Annotated in this window: 24 protein-coding genes; 13 read left to right on the top strand and 11 right to left on the bottom strand. The window is 33.8% G+C overall.

Annotated features, from left to right (window positions below; genetic code table 11):
• Together ACW8TM_RS10680 and ACW8TM_RS10675 are read left to right on the top strand one after the other, a co-directional pair.
• Nucleotides 1-182 (top strand): hypothetical protein (locus tag ACW8TM_RS10680; RefSeq protein ID WP_491533281.1); only part of this gene is annotated, 182 nt, incomplete at its 5' end.
• 190 nt (nt 183-372) lie between these two features.
• Nucleotides 373-543, top strand: coding sequence for a hypothetical protein (locus ACW8TM_RS10675; protein ID WP_491533280.1), 171 nt, complete (start codon nt 373-375; stop codon nt 541-543).
• A gap of 153 nt (nt 544-696) precedes the next feature.
• On the opposite strand, the gene ACW8TM_RS10670 is transcribed toward ACW8TM_RS10675, so the two are convergent.
• The 5 genes from ACW8TM_RS10670 to ACW8TM_RS10650 all read right to left on the bottom strand — a co-directional run bounded on the left by ACW8TM_RS10670 (nt 697) and on the right by ACW8TM_RS10650 (nt 4,678).
• Nucleotides 697-1,032, bottom strand: coding sequence for a hypothetical protein (locus ACW8TM_RS10670; protein ID WP_491533279.1), 336 nt, complete (start codon nt 1,030-1,032; stop codon nt 697-699).
• A 138-nt stretch (nt 1,033-1,170) separates the two neighbouring features.
• Entirely contained in the window at nt 1,171-1,815 is a 645-nt protein-coding gene (locus ACW8TM_RS10665; RefSeq protein WP_491533278.1) for a hypothetical protein, read from the bottom strand.
• Between the two features lie 200 nt (nt 1,816-2,015).
• A complete protein-coding gene (locus tag ACW8TM_RS10660) occupies nt 2,016-3,908 on the bottom strand; it encodes a hypothetical protein (protein WP_491533277.1) in 1,893 nt (630 codons plus the stop codon).
• Nucleotides 3,905-4,306, bottom strand: a complete 402-nt coding sequence (locus ACW8TM_RS10655) for a hypothetical protein (RefSeq protein WP_491533276.1) — start codon at nt 4,304-4,306, stop codon at nt 3,905-3,907. The genes ACW8TM_RS10660 and ACW8TM_RS10655 overlap by 4 nt, the downstream gene beginning before the upstream one ends.
• A 141-nt stretch (nt 4,307-4,447) precedes the next feature.
• Nucleotides 4,448-4,678 (bottom strand): hypothetical protein, encoded by a 231-nt coding sequence (locus ACW8TM_RS10650; protein ID WP_491533275.1) that lies wholly within the window; start codon nt 4,676-4,678, stop codon nt 4,448-4,450.
• A 190-nt stretch (nt 4,679-4,868) separates the two neighbouring features.
• On the opposite strand from ACW8TM_RS10650, the gene ACW8TM_RS10645 reads away from it, so the two are divergent.
• The 5 genes from ACW8TM_RS10645 (at nt 4,869) to ACW8TM_RS10625 (ending at nt 8,218) form a co-directional block, all read left to right on the top strand.
• Nucleotides 4,869-5,525 carry a hypothetical protein gene (locus ACW8TM_RS10645; protein ID WP_491533274.1) on the top strand — a complete coding sequence of 219 codons (657 nt, stop codon included), beginning with the start codon at nt 4,869-4,871 and terminating at the stop codon, nt 5,523-5,525.
• Between the two features lie 705 nt (nt 5,526-6,230).
• A complete protein-coding gene (locus ACW8TM_RS10640) occupies nt 6,231-6,485 on the top strand; it encodes a tyrosine-type recombinase/integrase (protein ID WP_491533273.1) in 255 nt (84 codons plus the stop codon).
• A gap of 431 nt (nt 6,486-6,916) precedes the next feature.
• Nucleotides 6,917-7,066, top strand: a complete 150-nt coding sequence (locus ACW8TM_RS10635) for a hypothetical protein (RefSeq protein ID WP_491533272.1) — start codon at nt 6,917-6,919, stop codon at nt 7,064-7,066.
• Between the two features lie 46 nt (nt 7,067-7,112).
• Complete coding sequence (locus ACW8TM_RS10630) at nt 7,113-7,313, top strand: hypothetical protein (RefSeq protein ID WP_491533271.1); 201 nt, start codon at nt 7,113-7,115, stop codon at nt 7,311-7,313.
• The gene (locus tag ACW8TM_RS10625; protein WP_491533270.1) at nt 7,310-8,218 is read left to right on the top strand and encodes a radical SAM protein; all 909 of its coding nucleotides are present in this window, start codon (nt 7,310-7,312) and stop codon (nt 8,216-8,218) included. Before ACW8TM_RS10630 ends, ACW8TM_RS10625 begins: the two co-directional genes overlap by 4 nt.
• A 234-nt stretch (nt 8,219-8,452) precedes the next feature.
• On the opposite strand, the gene ACW8TM_RS10620 is transcribed toward ACW8TM_RS10625, so the two are convergent.
• The 4 genes from ACW8TM_RS10620 to ACW8TM_RS10605 all read right to left on the bottom strand — a co-directional run bounded on the left by ACW8TM_RS10620 (nt 8,453) and on the right by ACW8TM_RS10605 (nt 12,654).
• Nucleotides 8,453-9,595 (bottom strand): MFS transporter, encoded by a 1,143-nt coding sequence (locus ACW8TM_RS10620; RefSeq protein ID WP_491533269.1) that lies wholly within the window; start codon nt 9,593-9,595, stop codon nt 8,453-8,455.
• A gap of 48 nt (nt 9,596-9,643) precedes the next feature.
• Complete coding sequence (locus ACW8TM_RS10615) at nt 9,644-11,461, bottom strand: radical SAM protein (protein ID WP_491533268.1); 1,818 nt, start codon at nt 11,459-11,461, stop codon at nt 9,644-9,646.
• Nucleotides 11,451-12,446 carry a radical SAM protein gene (locus tag ACW8TM_RS10610; protein WP_491533267.1) on the bottom strand — a complete coding sequence of 332 codons (996 nt, stop codon included), beginning with the start codon at nt 12,444-12,446 and terminating at the stop codon, nt 11,451-11,453. The genes ACW8TM_RS10615 and ACW8TM_RS10610 overlap by 11 nt, the downstream gene beginning before the upstream one ends.
• 70 nt (nt 12,447-12,516) lie before the next feature.
• The gene (locus tag ACW8TM_RS10605) at nt 12,517-12,654 is read right to left on the bottom strand and encodes a hypothetical protein (RefSeq protein ID WP_491533266.1); all 138 of its coding nucleotides are present in this window, start codon (nt 12,652-12,654) and stop codon (nt 12,517-12,519) included.
• A 247-nt stretch (nt 12,655-12,901) separates the two neighbouring features.
• Here ACW8TM_RS10605 and ACW8TM_RS10600 point away from each other — a divergent pair, with 247 nt between their 5' ends.
• The gene (locus tag ACW8TM_RS10600) at nt 12,902-13,198 is read left to right on the top strand and encodes a hypothetical protein (protein WP_491533265.1); all 297 of its coding nucleotides are present in this window, start codon (nt 12,902-12,904) and stop codon (nt 13,196-13,198) included.
• Here ACW8TM_RS10600 and ACW8TM_RS10595 read toward each other — a convergent pair.
• Entirely contained in the window at nt 13,158-13,346 is a 189-nt protein-coding gene (locus ACW8TM_RS10595; protein WP_491533264.1) for a hypothetical protein, read from the bottom strand. The genes ACW8TM_RS10600 and ACW8TM_RS10595 overlap by 41 nt on opposite strands.
• A gap of 158 nt (nt 13,347-13,504) precedes the next feature.
• Between ACW8TM_RS10595 and ACW8TM_RS10590 the strand changes: the two genes are divergently transcribed.
• The 3 genes from ACW8TM_RS10590 to ltaE all read left to right on the top strand — a co-directional run bounded on the left by ACW8TM_RS10590 (nt 13,505) and on the right by ltaE (nt 15,783).
• Nucleotides 13,505-13,774, top strand: coding sequence for a hypothetical protein (locus tag ACW8TM_RS10590; RefSeq protein ID WP_491533263.1), 270 nt, complete (start codon nt 13,505-13,507; stop codon nt 13,772-13,774).
• A gap of 318 nt (nt 13,775-14,092) precedes the next feature.
• Entirely contained in the window at nt 14,093-14,626 is a 534-nt protein-coding gene (locus ACW8TM_RS10585; protein ID WP_491533282.1) for a M48 family metallopeptidase, read from the top strand.
• On the top strand, nt 14,623-15,783 hold the full coding sequence (gene ltaE / locus ACW8TM_RS10580) for a low-specificity L-threonine aldolase (protein ID WP_491533262.1): 1,161 nt from the start codon (nt 14,623-14,625) through the stop codon (nt 15,781-15,783). Before ACW8TM_RS10585 ends, ltaE begins: the two co-directional genes overlap by 4 nt.
• On the opposite strand, the gene ACW8TM_RS10575 is transcribed toward ltaE, so the two are convergent.
• Nucleotides 15,780-16,307 carry a hypothetical protein gene (locus ACW8TM_RS10575; protein WP_491533261.1) on the bottom strand — a complete coding sequence of 176 codons (528 nt, stop codon included), beginning with the start codon at nt 16,305-16,307 and terminating at the stop codon, nt 15,780-15,782. The genes ltaE and ACW8TM_RS10575 overlap by 4 nt on opposite strands.
• Before the next feature lie 156 nt (nt 16,308-16,463).
• On the opposite strand from ACW8TM_RS10575, the gene ACW8TM_RS10570 reads away from it, so the two are divergent.
• The gene (locus tag ACW8TM_RS10570; protein ID WP_491533260.1) at nt 16,464-16,805 is read left to right on the top strand and encodes a flavin reductase family protein; all 342 of its coding nucleotides are present in this window, start codon (nt 16,464-16,466) and stop codon (nt 16,803-16,805) included.
• A gap of 39 nt (nt 16,806-16,844) precedes the next feature.
• Nucleotides 16,845-17,405, top strand: a complete 561-nt coding sequence (locus ACW8TM_RS10565; protein WP_491533259.1) for a flavin reductase family protein — start codon at nt 16,845-16,847, stop codon at nt 17,403-17,405.
• Nucleotides 17,406-17,596 lie beyond the last annotated feature (191 nt).

Below are 17,596 nucleotides of genomic sequence, written 5' to 3'. Positions count from 1 at the left end.
ATGGTGAAAGAGAATACTTGATTACAACTCCAACACTATTATATTTAGGGAAGTTAATAGATGTCAACTCTGCAATTGAAACAATAATGCTGGCAGTGGGATGCACGAGAGATGAAGCAATACAAATTTTACACGCCAAGCTAAACCAATACCTTGAATGGTGGGATAAATATAAGATTTAGACTGGTGGAATATGCATATTCTAGCTTGATTTCTAAGTGTATATTCTATTATTTGGGATGTAACATAGGCTGTTACATTTTATGTAACAGGTGGATGTTACATGGACTCTAACACAGACAACATTACGATACCTCACAATAACCACCTCCTAGTTGTGGGATTCAATCCCACAACTTGCGAAGTGTGGGTTTGAAGAGGTGGGATGCAAGTGAACTGGCACTAGCAGCACTACAGCTGGCCTCATGGAAACTAGCATACAAACTAGACCAAGAAACACTAAACCAAATATTCAAAGAAGAACTAGTAGAAAAAAGAAAATACAAACTAATCCTAATAGACCTAATAAAAATGTTCATGTAAAGCGGAGTCTTATCTACTATTTTATCTTTGAGTTTAGTAGAAGTAGACCTTTATATACCTCTATTTCGTCTGTAGCGCTACGGACAAGATCCTTAACGGGTGGTTTTTGTCTAACTCTTTGATGACTTAATCGATTAGTTCACGTACACAAGCTTAAAGCTGTTTTGCCAGTACTGATATAATATATCCAGCTATAGAGCCTGCTAGAAAAGAAAATGTTTCTCCGCTAATCTTCCCTACCCAAGTTAATCCTCCAGCTACTGCGGTTATTATTCCTATCATGACATATGCAGGTAGAGTTAATCTTGTAGCTTTCTTTGTGTAATACTCCTTTAGCCCCAAAATGATTTCTCTTGCAATCTCAGAAACTAATATAATTTGTTTTTCTTGGATATTTAACCTTCGGCTTTCAATTTTTTCCCATGTCTCCGCGTCAACAGAAGGAGGAACCGCATATATAACCTCAACTTGACGTTTTTCTTGACTCATGTGAGCTAACCTCCACAACTATATCTCGAGAAAATACACATTATTTTCTCTATATTTCTATTTTGTGGGAGTGGTATTGCGTTATGGCTCGGATATTGCTCGTTTCTGGTACTGCTAGTTGGGTTTTTCTTTCTAATTTTAATTTTCAGGTTTTTCTGGCTCACTTAGAATGTAGTCTAGCCATGATTTTAGTTCTGGTGGTGTTCCCATTTCTCCTTTTAGGACGCGTTCAAGCCAGAATGGTTTCCCTAAAACAATTTCTGGTGGGTCAAAGATTGTTACGAATCTTCTAGGTTTAACTTGGCTTTCCCTCATTCGTCTCTTATATTTGAAGCGGGTAAAAGGCCAGTTTGGATCTGTTGAGACTCCCAGGTATTTATACCACCACTTTTTATCTCCAGTTTTAACATACATGTCCCTGAGATAATCTATGTAGAGTCTGTATGCGTGGCGGTGTTCTTTTCTTGGGGCTTTGACTTTAACTATGTTTCCGAATGGATCGACTATGATTTTGGGGAATATTACTACGAATCCAGGTTTATGTGGTGATGCTTTTTGAATGAAGAATTCAAGGTTGCCTTTAACCCTGCGGCCCAAACAGTGATAAAGCTTACGCTCAGCAATAAATCTAGCCCTCTTAAGTATCCTGGAGAGTTCACTCCAGCTTGATGGTAGAATTGATGTAAGCAAGGGAAAATTATAATAGATAGGTAATCCACGCCTAGTCCTCCTAACATAATACTTCAAATAAACAATTATCTTAACTGAACCTTCAAACAACACAACAATACACCTCAAATAATTAAACTTTAATGATAGCTTTAAGATAACTCATAGCTTTTTGACCTCCTCATAAATTCAATCAGCCTAATTTTATTTAGCCTTACGAAAACACTTCTTCAATTCTCTAAGCTTAATATAGGTTTCTACTTTAACTTTAATTGGTTTTAAATGGGACATTTTCAACATATCCCCCTAGGCTCTTATTTGCAAATACTACCACTCTTGATGATCTCGGAGCGAGGAACTTTTAGATATATAGGTATAAATCGTGTTAGCCCGTCAATCGTTCTTGTTTCAACAATCCTGCTCTCTCTAATTAGTTCGATTAGAGCTTTAATTGGGATGTTGTTGGCTTCAAGGTATTCCATTAAGTTTCTTTGGAGTGGAAGATTTCTCTCAATATAGTTGTAGATAACTCTTTTGTAGTTGGTTAATTCCAGCTTAATTATTCCCTTTTCCTCTATTTTTTGTGAAGGGAGTTTCTTCTCGCTTTTTTCGAGTGAAAAGAATTTTTCCAGGTTTATTAAATATTCCTCCCTAATATGTGGTGTATAAAAGTATTTTTCGTAGAATTTTTTGATTGTTAGTTGTGATCCGTCTATATCTAGTATTATAGGGGAGGAATTGAGGGAGGAATATTTAATAAGCTCTCTCCATTCTCTTTTCAGTTTTTTAAGTGTGAAGATTTTCCCTTCTTGGAAAAGGGAGGAAAAGGGAGTTTTTTCTTCTGTTACTTCCTCTTTTAATGGTTTCCATATTTTTCTTCTTTTGTCCTTTGGATCTACTTCGCAGTCTATTAAGCCTAGATCTTGTAGTTTTGGGAGGTAGGTGTTGTATAGGGTTTTGCTGCTTATTGTCTTCCCGGTTTTCTCAATATAATATTTCACCATTTCTTTTACGAGTATTCCTTCTTCTTTTTCATAGTATAGTGGGAGGAATACTTCCTTGTAGAATTTTATTATGTTTGCTGGTAGGCCGGTGAATATTGTTTCCATTTCTTTTTTGAATAGATTGAAGGCTGCAATGTAGTCTTTTCTAATGCATATTATGTATTCAACTTCTCCTATTCTCAGTGTTGGGCGGCTGTAAATGTTTATTGCTGCGTGAAGTTGAATTGTAGTTAGAAATTGTTTCGCCAGTCTCATGTGAACTCCAGTTTCAGCTGGAAAATTCTTCATTATTTCTTGTGCATATGGCATCCAGTAAATGTTTGGTGATGGCTTACCGGTAATTTTTCTAGCTTTCTCCTTTATTTCAAGGAGCCTTCTCTTAATGCATCTTATTGCAGCTTCAAACCATTCATACTCGTTTAGTCCGAGTTTTCTTTCAAGGATTGTTTGTGGTATGCCTTTGAGTTGTGCGGATAAAATGTTTGCAGCTTTATATTTTTCCCTAGTCATTTCTGGGCTTATAGTTATGAAGCGTGTTTTCTTTTCAGCCCAAATTCTACTCTTCATGTCTCTTCCAGTTGAACATACAAATACTACCGGCCAACCTCTAAGAACAATTTTTAGTTGTCTAAGTGGCTCACCCTTCCTTTTTCTCCCTGTAACCTTGTATTCTACCTCATATCTATCGTGGCTTAGAATTGGAAGCATCATAGCCCATGTTTCAGGGTGTGGAGGCTCAAGATAAACAATAATTTTATTCTCTAACTCGATTAGATATTTAGATTTCTTTAGAAGCTCTCTAATAATCTTCCTTACTTCTTTCTTCTCCTCTTTATTTTTAGTTGATTTAAGTGCTTCACGAAGCATTTCAAGTTTAAGCTCAATTGGATTTCCATTTTCATCAATAAGAACACCAATATCATATGCCAGGGCTGTTGGGGACTGTCTTCCAAGAAACCATACATCTTCCCTTGGAAAGTGATTTAAAATCTCCAAAATAGTATAGGTTTTCCCCTCACCTGTAGGAGCTAGATTTTCCAAGTTTATTGGATCAGGAGTATATGCTGAAATTCCAGTTAAAAGTATAAACTTCCTCGTCCTATAATCCCTCTTAACAGTTTTACTCGTAATCCTCATAAACTTAGGAAGAACATCTTCTCTTCTCAATTCATTAATAATATCCTTTAAAGCATATGCCATCACTCCTTAGAAGCCTCCCTTTGCCTTTCATTCACCCATTCTACACATCTTTTAATCTCGTCTAGATGCCTGGCTTCAAAGCCGTCTGGAATCCATAAAACCAGCTTTTCAACTTTTGATGATCCTGGAATGAAGCGATACTTCCACTTTAAACCATACTTCCTGTGTGGGTCCAGGATCTTATTTTGAAGCCATTTAACCTTCCGGTCTTCAATGCTAATTGGAGGATTAAAGTCTAGTTCAACGATTTCAACTTCAAGTCTATTCAAAGCCTTCTCCAAGCTAAGCAATCTATCATTAAGAATACTGATGATCTGCTTTAATTCATATATCTGATATTGAAGTTTCAGCTTTTCATCGATATCTTTTATTTGGGGTTTTGTTTCATTGGTCTTGGACATCTTTTCCTTCTCCCTCCCCCAACACCATTTAAATGTTAAGCTTTTTGAGCCTGCGAAGTAAAGCTGCAATCTCCTTTAATTCACGCTCAATAGCTTCAAGCTTATCTAATGGAACTACAACAATCCTCTTCTTCTTAGACTTCATTGATCATCACCTTGTTTTGCTTTTAAATCTTCAATTGGCTTTATCACTAAGCTGGCGTTTGTCTTATCAATTAGAATTAGGACTTTTCTTCCTTTTCTTAGTCCTAAAACTTCAATTGCTATTTTTGGAATGTATAGGAGAGGCCAAGAGTCATTACTACTTATTTTTCCTACTCTGATTGGAATTAAATCCCTTAAACCTTCACTTCTATTATGAGGCTTCAACACCTCTACCCACCCAATAAATAGAAATATAGAGAAATTCTAAATTGAAAATTAAGAGAAGTATAAAAACTATTTTCTGAAAAAATTTCATTAGTTATTGAATTAATTTTGAATTATATTCTTATTTTTTATGAATATTTGAACCATGAATTTAAATAATAGAAGCACATACTTCTATTATGGTGATTTAACATTGACTAGACCAACTAAGCTGACATATAGTCATATTATAAATGAGTTGAAAATAGTTGGTCGGCCAATCCTACTTAATGACTTATATCTGCGTCTTAGAAGGAAATTGAAAAGCAAATTTAACTACAATACTTTCATTAGAAGGATAAGAGATTTAGAGAAGGGAGTAAGAATAAAAGGTTCAAGAGGATTAGAGAAATATAAAATAGAGATAGTGAAGATTGGTAGATTTAAACAAGTTTACCTCCAAGAGTGGAAATCAACAAAATGCGACCTATGCAATGAAGAAATAAGAGGTAAACGCTACCAAATTTGTGATATATGTTATTTTTCATTTCTTAACATTGATAAATCAACTATTTGGAGGTTGTTAAGAGAGCTTAAAGACATGGGTAGATTGAAAGAAGTATTTGGAAAATCTCATATAGTCAAGCTATATGATGAAAATGATGGAGCACTTTTTATTGCTAAGTTTTTAGCAGCATTACTGAAGTTATTAGATCCAATTCAAGCTGAAGCAATCATTGAATTTTATAATGAACTCTCAATTGAACATGGCTTAAAACTTCCAAATTTAAGAGCCCTTCAATATGAAGATGAAGTTGTAGAGTTAGCTGATAAAATAAATGAGGCAATTAACAATTATGTTATATCATGAGTTTATTCCTCTTCTTTGGGGGACTAACCTTTCAGCGAACCTCAATTGATGTAGAAAGCTGTTTCGGCATGAAATGTATAAAACCCCTACCCTACACTCAACATCCAATGTAGAAAGCCAAACTGCAAATTTCGAAATAAAAATCAACTATCCTTCTAATCATCTTAGCTTTAATCATTATTTCAGCCTTCACAAACTTAAATAGCAAGCCAAGATTTAGATTAGCATATAAATTAGATCAAGAAACATTAAACCAGATTTTCAGAGAAGGACTAGTGAAAAAAGAAAATACAAGCTATTCCTAGTCGATCTGGTAAAATATTTTTGTAAAGAGGAGCTAGTAAGCAAGGAGTTATATAAACAGTTTATCGCACTACTAAAGAGAAGCTTTCTTTAATCTTAATAATTCTTGACGAAGCTTTTCTCTTTCTTCATAGGTAAAGCATTCAACTGTTATGCTTTTTTCAAAATCCTCTAATTTACAATAAGTTTTGTAGGTGCAAATAGTGCACGTCTGACCTTAGCGATTTTACACCCCCTAATTAGTTGCTTAAACTCATTAATTGGAACTTTAATAGTACTCAACAAATCACTCTGTTATGTTCGTGTTTGGTAAAATTAAAATTTTATTTTTCTATTTTGTAGTAACAATTACTTCTTCTAGCAGAATCTATCGAGATTTTAAAAAGGAGGAGCATAGATGAGTTGAATCAGTATTCAAAAAGAACTTATGATCGATTTATTAGAAAAGCAACCATGAGAGCTGGAATTAAAGGAAGAGTAACACTCCACACACTAAGACACACATTCGTAACTATGATCCTAAAGAAAACAAGAGATCCGCTCTTAAAGAAATTTCTCGCTAGACATTCCAGTTTGGCTACAACTTCACGATATGTACATCAAGAGTTAAGTGATGCAAAAAAGAAAATTAAAGATTTAAACATATATCGAAATTAAGAAAAATACTGGTACAGGGTAAACTTACTTTAGTTTAGTGAGCGAATTAAATTTAGATTTGTTTTTTATAATTAAACAAGAAGGGAAATATATATGGAAATAATTCTCTTCAACGTACAGTTTTATATGAAATGAATTTAAAAGAGTTGCTGAAGCTGTTAATATAATAAGGCAAAGTAGAAGAACAAATTTAAAATATGATGATAAAGGCAGAATTTTTGTGTAATTATGAAAGTTAATCTCTACAAATATATTAAGGCTATGTTTAAAAGTATTGACCAATATCTAATCGACTTGAAAATCTTAATATTCTTAGAGCCAGAGGCTTTAGTAATTTCTACATAGCCTTATTTCATGAACTTAAAGGATTTTTGGTGGATCTTTAGGATTGGAAGGAGAACTCATCTATGTCGGTGTAGGTGGAGAAGTAATTGAAATACCTAAATAGAAGACTAGAAGATGAAGAAATTATACCAAGCCATATAGGCATCCTATTACTAGATGCATGTAATGATAAAGTTATTGAACTACTCAAAGTTATAATGAAAAGAATCATGGTCTTACTAACAATTATGAATTGAGAAAAGTTAAAATAAATTTATTTGTTGATAACTAAAAGGGGATCAAATGGCTAGAGCAGGTGTAAATACTATAAGATTTCCTATTCTTGAATCAGTTATAACGAAAGAAGAACTATTGTACATAATCTTCTTCATTGAATGGATGATTAAAGCCATAAAGTACTACTTAGAAATTATACTAAGTTGCAATACTCTCCAAATATCAATTGACGAGCCTTCAAAAATATTTGGGAGTTATTTAAGATGAACTCTTTAAAACTTTTACGCACTGTGAAGTCAAGTAGAGGTAGCTCAATAAAATTTTTATTGAAAACGCACGATAATCACGTTATTGAATCAGTCTATTTTAATGCACATGGTATACATCATACATTTTGTGTTTCGGCACAAGTTGGTTGCTACTTTAAATGCATATTCTGCGCTAATGGTAAAGTTCCATTAATAAGAAATCTTAACAAAGAAGAGATAATTCAGGAAATAATCTTAATGGTAGACTATATAAAAGGCTTGTATAAATTGCTTAGCTTAGATGAAGTGACATATAGTGGTATAGGAGAACCTCTAACTAACTATGATAATGTAGTCGAAAGTATATATAAGTTGTTTGAAAATAAGCAACTATGTCGTAAAATACACTTAAGAAAATATTCTGATCTCTTGATAATACTTTCAACGGTAGGACTTGTACCTGAAATTTACAAATTAGCAGATGAGAAATTGCCAATATTTTTACAAATCTCTTTACACGCTCCTAATGATAGAATTCGAAGGAAACTTATGCCAAATGTGCAATATAGTGTGGGAGAAATACTTGAAGCAGCAAAATATTATGCTGAAAATTGCATAGCTCCAGTAATATTTAATTATCTCATAATTAAGGGAGTAAATGACTCCCTTACATGCGCTGAAGAATTAGCCAGTTTGTTCAATGAAGCGAAAATACCACTAATGTTGAGGATATCAATAGTTAATCCTATATCTTCGACACCACATATAAGAAGCCCTTCCCCTGATTCTATCAAGAGGTTCACGTACATACTCAATAAAAGAGGCATACCTTGCAAAATTATTAAAAGCTTTGGAAGAGATATTGATGCTGGTTGTGGTCAATTAAGACTTAGGGCTTTAAAAGAAGTCATTCAGAAGGAGTGAAAACTTAAGAAATCTATGTCACTAGTGCCCTAACACCTAGTATTTTCTGGAAAATATCTCTCGAGCTTTCAACTTTGAGAAAATAATATCAAGCTCGTGTTGACATAATGATTTTTTGTTTACGCTTGAGAATAATGTTTAGGCTATAGAACGAGTAGTCTAGGTTAAGTTAGTAGTATAAGCATACAAATTTCTTATCACATATTTTGTCGTGTTCACTCTAAGCAAAAGAGTTTATGTTATGAAAAATATAAGTGGAAGAATAGCTAGTAGAGCCATTATTCCAGACGCAATGATTATGGGTACTATCCCCCAACTAGTTATGAATGGTGCTATAATGGTTATTGTCAGTGATTCAAAAAGCTTCATTAATGCAATCATTGAAGCCCTAGCTTCTGAAGGTATTACTGCATTCCTAACATTTATAAAAATCACATTATAAAATCCCAGTAAAACTTCTATAAGGGTGAATAGTATGATTGTATATATGAGGTCACTTAGGCAAGCAATAGTCATGTATAGTATGAAAACCAAGAGGTTGTACGCCAGTAGATAATATTGATGGCGAATGTATCTTGTTATACGTGAAGTAAGTATAGACCCTATAGCCATTGAGGTGTAGAAGAATGTGTAGATTAAGCCTAGAAGACCTTCATCAAGGCTTCTCGTAGTTAAGATTATAGGTAATATGATAAAAGAAATTACAATTGCGCTTGAAGTTAGCGTAGAATACATCAGTAAGCTTAAGAATGTCTTCTTTCTAAAAGTTTTCACTGTAGCCCACAATACTTGAATTGCTCTTACAGCTCCACGATTATCAGGTAACGTAAGAAACATGATAACCGATGATAAGACCAATAATCCTGCTAAAGGGAATATATATCTTACCCCTATGATAATAGTTAGAATTGATGCTATAAGCCCTGAAAACGCCGAGGTTACCGCACGTAAACTTCTCCAAATGGAAATGATATCAAAGGATAGAGTATGCTTATGTTTACCACTACAATATCTGTCGATTAACCAAGCTTCCTCAGTACCTATCATGAAAGCAAAACTTGCACCAGATAGTGCAGAATATAGTAGAACAATGTGTATAGTTGGCTTCATAATGAACAATAATAAAGATACGCTAAGCATTATTGCACCAATAGTATAGCTCTTAATCCTACCAACTCTATCAGCAATTACCCCTGCAGGATAGTTAACTGCAAAAGAAATTATCCTGCTGACACTAAGGCTGAAGGCTATGAGGGGTAAGCTGATGCCACTATTCGTTAAATACACTACGAGGTAAGGTTGTGGTAGATTAATACCTAAGGAGGATAAAGCTGTACCGATAAGAAATACTAGTATCACTAACTTATCACTGGTCATCATTACACTCCTGTACATACAGTTATTTTTATCATATTAAACAATTCCTTATTTAAATGGTATGGCTAGACTTAGAAATTTGTTGCCATATTTAAACATAAGCGCCATATTTACGAAATCATTTAATACCTCTCTGATATAGTCTTTGCTAAGATAACTAAACTTATCATAAAACTCATCAATCGACTTTGATTCATATATACTGAATAAATATATCTCACGCTCTTCTCCTTCTATTACATACTCTTCTTCATTATTCAGAAAACCTCTTCTAACTACCAAGAAGTCCTTTGCATCAATGAATACAAATCTAGTTTTTCCTCTCCTTCTCGCATAGTCTTCACGCCATAACAAAAGGAATTTAAAAAAATCCTGCCAGAGGTCCACAATAGAGTAATCAATCTTAGGCTTTAAGCCCACAGCAGGAGAAAGTAAGGGCATGATACTAATCAAATGAGAAGGATATATAGTCTGTAGTTTCCTATCAGGGAATAGTTCGACAAATAATTGCTCTAGTTGCTTATGAGATGCGGATTTGTATGTGGCGGCAAATATTGAGATTTTGGGCGGATGGTAATACTTGACAAAATTTGCAATTTTAATGGTCTCTCGCACATCATCCTTGTTCTCGAGTGGAAAACCAACTATGATATTATATGAGAGATCTATGTTGAACTCAGAGCACCATTTAAGTACCTCGACAACACGCATTAAGTCATAACCTTTATTGAATATTTTTAATAGCCTGGAACTAAACGATTCTATTCCTATTTGAATATTTCTCACTCCAACGTCGCTTAAAATGGCTAATGCTTCCCTACTTAAATTCCTAGCTGATACTTCAGCCCATCCTATGATTCTATATCCATTACTTCTCAACTTACGAAGGACGTCAATGTATGGATTTACTTCAGGATCTACAAATATAAATTTAATGTTTTTATACTTCCTTAAAAATGTTAGAATTTCATATAGAATTCTACTCTTGTTTTTAGCCTTGTAATATTTCCTTTTATGATTCCAGTTTTCTAAGCAGAATATACATGCAGCCCAAGGACAGCCTCGTATTCCTTGAATAGGTATTCGAGGACTTAAATCATATGCATTCTGGGATAGACCTTGCAAATGGTCTTGGAAATAAGAATCATAATTAGGAATAGGTAGAGAATCAAGGCTTTTGACACTCTCTCTTATAGGATTAACTTTGATTTTATCTGCACATCTATATATCAATCCACTAACTTGAGCCAAGTACTCTATTTTAGCTTCTCCTCTATTCTTAAGTTTCCCCACATATTTAGCTAACTTCAGTAGAGGTAACTCCCCCTCTCCTATGACTATGTAATCTATGAAACTAAAGTTTTTCATTAGTTCAACTGCTAGATAAGGTTCTAATATTATTCCTCCAAGAACTATACGCGAATTATCATTAAATGACTTAAGCATTCTTGATATGGTAAGTGTAGACATTAGCTGTCTATGACTAACGCTAAAACCTATAAGATCCCATGGTTCTTTAAGTATATCATTCACCACATCATATGCATAAACACTTAGGTTATTTATTATACTCTTAATCTTACCTATGTCAAGGTCAAAAGTCATGGAAAGCTTGGATATTATATCACTCCGTTGTTCTTCGAAGTATACAGCTGCAAATAGTTCTTCGCCAATTAGCAAATCCAGTATTCTTTCATATTCGTCATAGCTTATGTATTTGATAATTTCTTTGTGATAGTGTCTGGTTTCCGTAGATATTCCTTCTCTTCTTAGAAAAGCTTCAAGCATAGCTATAGAAGCACATGGGATATCTACTAAATGCCATGGTAATGATGCTAATAGTATTTTACTACTCTTATGCGTCAACCTGCCACCTACTGTTAAAACAATGGATGCAATATTTCTTGCTTAAATAACCTTCTGATAAGATATCGTCCCGTACCTTAACCATTAATGGATGGTCATAGAATGTGCCTTTTTTGATAGCTTCGTCAATGGGAAACTTTATGGGCATATCACAACAGGGTCTAATAGTTGCATCGTAATCTATTGTAAGAGTGTTAAAAGGAGCAGGGCATCTAACATGTCTTGTTTTATATTGATAGCTCATACCCCTTAGGTATTTGAAATATTCGATATAATCCCTTAGTACAGCGTTACTCTGAAGTACATGTAATCCTAGGCAATCTCTTATCGATATTAACTCTTCCATCGTGATTGTCAACTTTTTTATTTCTTCGCTTGATGGTATTATCGAGTCTAATTCTTGCTCTGATAGGGGCAATAGATGACCGAATTCTCCAACTCTTACCATGACGGGTTGTATGCTTAAAATATCCGCTCCACTATCATTAGCTATTCGAACAACATCTATAAGTTCTTCAAAGTTCTGACGACATAATACAAAACAATAACCAAATCCTATATCTTGATCGATTTTCCTAATTAGTTTAGGTAATCTTAAGATAGTGTTAAAATTCTTTAGATTCGTTATTTTATGATGTGTCTCTTCTCTGGCACCATGTAGTGATACAACAAAGATGTCAACATACCTTGCTATTTTTTCCATCAAACGGTCGAGGTTATAACCATTTGTTGAAATCGAAATGGTAAAATTTTTTCTCAATTCACGTAATAATTCAATTAATCTAGGGTGTAATATAGGTTCTCCTCCCGTTATGCATATATGCCTTAGACCATAATGATCTCTTAGTATCTCAGTTACTTGAAGAATTAAATTCATGTCTAGGAAGCTTATATTAGAGTAACGCTTTGATATTGCTCGCCAATAGCCACAAAAAACGCATTTACCATTACACTTGTTTGTTAGAACAAGGTTTATAGCTTTCACTTTGTGCAGTGTTGAATCACTAATTAATGCTCACCTCGAGAGCTTTATTGATTAAATCACTAAATATTTCTTATGTCCTAGGGTTAATCTGTTCGAACTTTATCCTCAGTTTCTGTTCAAGCTCTTTTTCAAGAATTGGATCACTTTCATTCATAGGCCATAAAAATGCAGTTCTTACAATCCTCTTTATTATTCTCTCCTTCTTCATTTTTCCACCTTATATTACTATATCTATAAAAAAAATACTTGCAAAAATATATAAAGTTTTTCCTTAAATATGATATTTTATTAGATGATACAGTCTGCCTTCAGAGTATAAATTGATCATTTTAATATTAACTTATAATTTATCTGATGAACTACAATCTATTGAGGTATAATATAGAATCAAAAGCTATCTTCTTAACAACATCATATATCATCTTAAGCATTGTAATCAAGAATATTATAGAGTATTGAAAGCTTTGCGCTTATTGGGAAATCCATGTGAAGTCGCTCAAATTGAAACTTTACTCGATATACATAAGGATGTAGTAAGTGCGTTTAAATTTGAAATTAATACAAGGCTAATACTAATTGCTGTTTATTCAATAAGGTATGGTTTGATTTGGTGTTGTGGCGTTGCAGTTGCTGATAAGGATTCGAATGTTTACGGTAGGTTTGTTGAGTGTGAATCTCTAAGCAATGATCTTGACCAAACGATTAAAATGGTTAAGGCTTTGCATGAAGCTCCAATTCAGAAACCTCAATAGTAACAGTATAGGTTTCATTGGGATCAAAATCCGGCCGCCTAAGCTTCTCATAATACTCCCTAAGCAATCTATAAAGCTCCTCCTCACCAAGACTATCAGTAATATATAGGCTAGAAGCAATCTCCCTCACCATATCCCTTCGACCCAAATCCACCAACCCCAATAATAACTCAATAAACACTCCACTAAACTTTAACAATCTCAAACACTCAATATTTTCATCCTCAATATCCTTCCCGTAAAGGTGGACGCTACGACTATAAGATAAGTGGACTTAGCAAAGCTCAAATAGAATTTTTAAAGAATATGTCTAGACGGTTTGACTTCATTGTTATTAAGTGGAAGAGAACACCATTAGGATTTGTAGGGGAAATTGAAGAAGTTTACTTAGTTGAAGTGAAGACTACTTTTAAGAGAAGGAGACATGACCTAGAAGCTGGAGTAAAAGGACTTAAGAGAAAGCTTCCAAGTGAAAGGGAAATTCAAAAAGCTAAATCTCTAGGATTTAAACCAATTCTAATAATTGTAGAGTTCCTAGATGACTGGAAGTTCAAAATCACTCCTGTAGGGCTGTAAATCTTTAAAAGGATACACTTTGAAAATAGTCTGATTCTATAGTAAAACAGGAAAATGCTTCTATAACTAAATTTCATTAGAGGTATTTTTAAGCTATTACTTGTTCAAATAACATGTTTGAGATGGAAAATTTTATACTAATCTTAATTTCATTAATTCATGTGATTATATTTTGCTTAATTAAAATTTATCTTAGAATTATGGGTTGGCGTTTAAATTCAGCACCTAAAAATTTAGTTAATATTATTCAAGACATAGCTTCAAAATATTGTTTTAAATTTAAGAACATTTACTTGATAAATAGAGTTATTGGCAGGTATGCTACTGCTTCATGTTTCTTTAAAGATCTGTTTATCCAATGATTTAATTGATATTCTTAATTTTAATGAATTAGAAGCTGTAATTACTCACGAAATTGGCCATTTAATTGGTCATCATGGTATTATCGTATTATTAATTTCCTTCATATCATCTATCTTGACAATTAATATAGGTTGGATAATCATAAGTGCTTACAAGTTATCAAGCATATTCAATTTAATACTATTTTTAATTGCAGTAATAGTGTACGTCAATATATCTGTCCTTATACGCTATTTATTGGAATATAGAGCTGATTTGAGAGCTGTAAAATTAATGAGAAGCTATGAACCCTTAAAACTAGCTTTAATTAAACTATATCTATTCAATAGAAACTACAAATCAAGTATCATTCAGAGGTTAGTGAGAAAAGTATTAACCTATCCACACCCCCACATAATTAAAAGAATTAAGTATTTCAGTAATCTCAGTGAAAGAGAAATTGATGAAGAGATAAGAAGTGTAGTAGCTTATGGAAAATCTTTCATATGAAAAGCAGAAAGAAAATACTTGGAAAAGTTTGGTTAATATATTGGTGGTGGAGACCAGTGTTTTTGTCTGCAACACTTTTATCAGTTTCTCTTAATGTAATATTAATTATTTTTATTGCAACCGTAAACTTCTATATAGATCTTAGAAGTGATACTGTTACTATTCCTCCTAAAGAGATGTTGAAAACTATTCTTGATGCAGAGTTGGGTGACGATGTTTATGGTGAGGATCCAACTGTTAATAGGCTTGAGGAGATGGCTGCTGAATTGATGGGGAAGGAGGAAGCATTATTAGTTACTAGTGGTACTCAGGCGAACCTTGTTTCACTTATGGCTCAGACTAAGCGTGGTGATGAAGTTATAGTTGAGTATGATTCTCATGTTTATAATTTTGAAGTTGGAGGATTATCTGCTATTGCGGGTTTAATTCCTCGACCGATAAAGGGTGAAATGGGGATAATGAAGCCTGAGGATATTGAGGCGGCTATTAGACCTAAGAATATTCATTGTCCAGATACAACGCTTATAGTGGTTGAGAATACTCATAATCGTGCTGGTGGAACTATAGTTAGACCCGAGCATATGAGGGCTATAGGTGAGGTTGCATGGAAATATGGCTTGAAAATTCATGTGGATGGAGCACGGATATTTAATGCAGCTGTAGCGTTAGGTATTGATGTTAAGGAATTGGTTAAAGAAGCAGATTCAGTTTGCTTCTGTTTATCTAAGGGGTTGGCTGCACCTGTGGGGTCTCTTGTTTGTGGAGGTGAAGACTTTATTGAGAGAGCTAGGAAGGTAAGGAAGATTCTTGGGGGAGGAATGAGAAAGGCTGGAATTATTGCTGCGCCTGGAATTTATGCGTTAGAGCATATGATTGATAGATTGAAGGAGGATCATGAAAATGCAAGGTTGCTTGCATATGAACTGGCAAAGATAGATGGAATTAAAATTGACTTGAGGAGGGTGCAGACAAATATTGTGATATTTTCACTAGAGAATATGAGTTCTAGGGAATTCTTAGCTAAGCTTCAAGAGAGAGGTGTTAAGGCGGGTATGATTGGTTTAAGAGAGATTAGGATGGTGACACATTATGGAATTACTCGAGATGACATACTTTACACTGTTAATGTTGTAAGAGAGGTAATGGAATGTGTTTAGTATTTAAAATGATATTTGTATTCTCCGATGGGAGTTAAAATTGCTCTTAGAAACAATATACATCCACATGAAAGAAAAATGCCTGGCATTGGCAACACGTAAATCCAAATGGGAATAGCTAAAATTACTAGGTAGTTTCCATTAATTTTTTCAATAATTTTTGGAGTAGTAGATGAAGCATAGGCATAACTTAAATATGGGCCTAGTATAGCGATTAGAAGTAAAATATTAACAAGTTTCTTATTTGGCTTTATCTTCTTTCTCTTAATTTTATGTAAGTATACTAGGATTATTGTGGGTAGGGTGAATGTGAACCAGTATCCGAAGAGAGGGGTTAACTTACCCCAGAGTATTGGAATTATAAGTTCATGATAATATGTCCCTAACTTAAATTCCCATGCTGATAGCCAAAAGTGGATAGGGGGTCCTACTTTGAGCATTATTGGAAATCCAATAGATATTATAGCTACAATTAATCCATAGAGAATTGATTTTTGAATTTTATCAATATTTTCAGTACCCAATATAATTCACCAAGCATATTAAAATTAACTTATCAATTTTATTCTTTATTGCAATTTTATTGTTTAAACCATATAATTTTTATCATGTGAACTGTTATTCTGGCTACATGTATTGGTAAAGACGGTAGGCCTAATATTATAACTTTAGGTTGAGCTATGAAGACTTCTGGTAGGCCTCCAATGGTTGCGATAAGTGTTGCACCTAAACGGTATTCCTATATTTTAATTGAGGAAACCGGTGAATTTGTTCTAGCTATTCCTACAAGTGAGATTATTGAAGCTATCCATAAGTGTGGTAGAGATTCAAATAAATTTGGGGATTTCAATTTAACTCCTTTACCTGCTAAAGTTGTTAAGCCTCCTCCCATTAAAGAGTGTGTAGCTAATCTTGAATGTAAAGTTGTAGGCGAAATGACTACTGTTGATCACACTATCTTCGTAGGTGAAGTATTAGTGGCATTACTCATGGGGATGAGTATAGAGAAATTGGCAGAGTAATTGTATATAAGCTTAATGGTGAAATAAAAAGGTGGGTTGATGGGGTGTCTTGAAATGGAGATTAAAGAGAAATACTACTTAACTTTACATCCTAGACCTGTATATGTTATAGGTTCGGGAGCTTATGGCTCTAAGTCAAATTTAATGGCTGCATCATGGGTTTCTCCAGTATCTGAAGAGCCTCCAAGAATAGCGTTAGCTTTAGATGTTGAATCATATACTTGGGAGTTAATTGAAGAGTATGGTGAGTTTTCAGTTAATATTCTTGATGGAGTTTATTTGGATAAGATATACTATGTAGGTTCAAGGAGTGGTAGGAATGTAGATAAGATTAAGGATTCTGGTTTAAAGATTGTTAGGGGTGGAAAAGTTAATGCGCCAATAATTCTAGATGCATTGGCAGTTTTGGAGTGTAAAGTTTATAGAGTTGTTGAGTGTGGTGATACTAATCTAATTATTGGAGATGTAGTTAGATGTATTGTTAATGAAGAGAAATTTAATTTAAGATATGGCTGGGATATGAGGAAAGTAAATATACCATTACACTTATGGGGTAGAGTCTTCACTTTTCCGAGGGGTATAAAAATAGTGGGGAGATAGTATGAGATATTTATGTTATATTAATTGTTGAAATTTATTGGAGGCTAGAGTAACTTAAACATCAATTTCCTAATATTGCCTACAGTCTCCTTATTTAGCTTTGATATTTTAAGTGTACTCAGCTGGCTCCTATAACTTTATGTTACAATCTATAAAAGAAATGAAGTTTGATTAGAGTTTGAATTTACTTT

It is taken from the genome of Candidatus Culexmicrobium sp. (genome assembly GCF_058356305.1).
Note: the sequence above shows the minus strand (reverse complement) of the source record. Positions and strands in the feature narration are given on the sequence as shown.

Bases quoted from the DNA above. Each gene is read 5' to 3' on its own strand.
- ACW8TM_RS10670 (WP_491533279.1), bottom strand. From the start codon at position 1,032: ATGAGTCAAGAAAAACGTCAAGTTGAGGTTATATATGCGGTTCCTCCT.
- ACW8TM_RS10655 (WP_491533276.1), bottom strand. From the start codon at position 4,306: ATGTCCAAGACCAATGAAACAAAACCCCAAATAAAAGATATCGATGAA.
- ACW8TM_RS10630 (WP_491533271.1), top strand. From the start codon at position 7,113: ATGGCTAGAGCAGGTGTAAATACTATAAGATTTCCTATTCTTGAATCA.
- ACW8TM_RS10625 (WP_491533270.1), top strand. From the start codon at position 7,310: ATGAACTCTTTAAAACTTTTACGCACTGTGAAGTCAAGTAGAGGTAGC.
- ACW8TM_RS10620 (WP_491533269.1), bottom strand. From the start codon at position 9,595: ATGACCAGTGATAAGTTAGTGATACTAGTATTTCTTATCGGTACAGCT.
- ACW8TM_RS10605 (WP_491533266.1), bottom strand. From the start codon at position 12,654: ATGAAGAAGGAGAGAATAATAAAGAGGATTGTAAGAACTGCATTTTTA.
- ACW8TM_RS10590 (WP_491533263.1), top strand. From the start codon at position 13,505: ATGTCTAGACGGTTTGACTTCATTGTTATTAAGTGGAAGAGAACACCA.
- ACW8TM_RS10585 (WP_491533282.1), top strand. From the start codon at position 14,093: ATGCTACTGCTTCATGTTTCTTTAAAGATCTGTTTATCCAATGATTTA.
- ltaE (WP_491533262.1), top strand. From the start codon at position 14,623: ATGAAAAGCAGAAAGAAAATACTTGGAAAAGTTTGGTTAATATATTGG.
- ACW8TM_RS10570 (WP_491533260.1), top strand. From the start codon at position 16,464: ATGAAGACTTCTGGTAGGCCTCCAATGGTTGCGATAAGTGTTGCACCT.
- ACW8TM_RS10565 (WP_491533259.1), top strand. From the start codon at position 16,845: ATGGGGTGTCTTGAAATGGAGATTAAAGAGAAATACTACTTAACTTTA.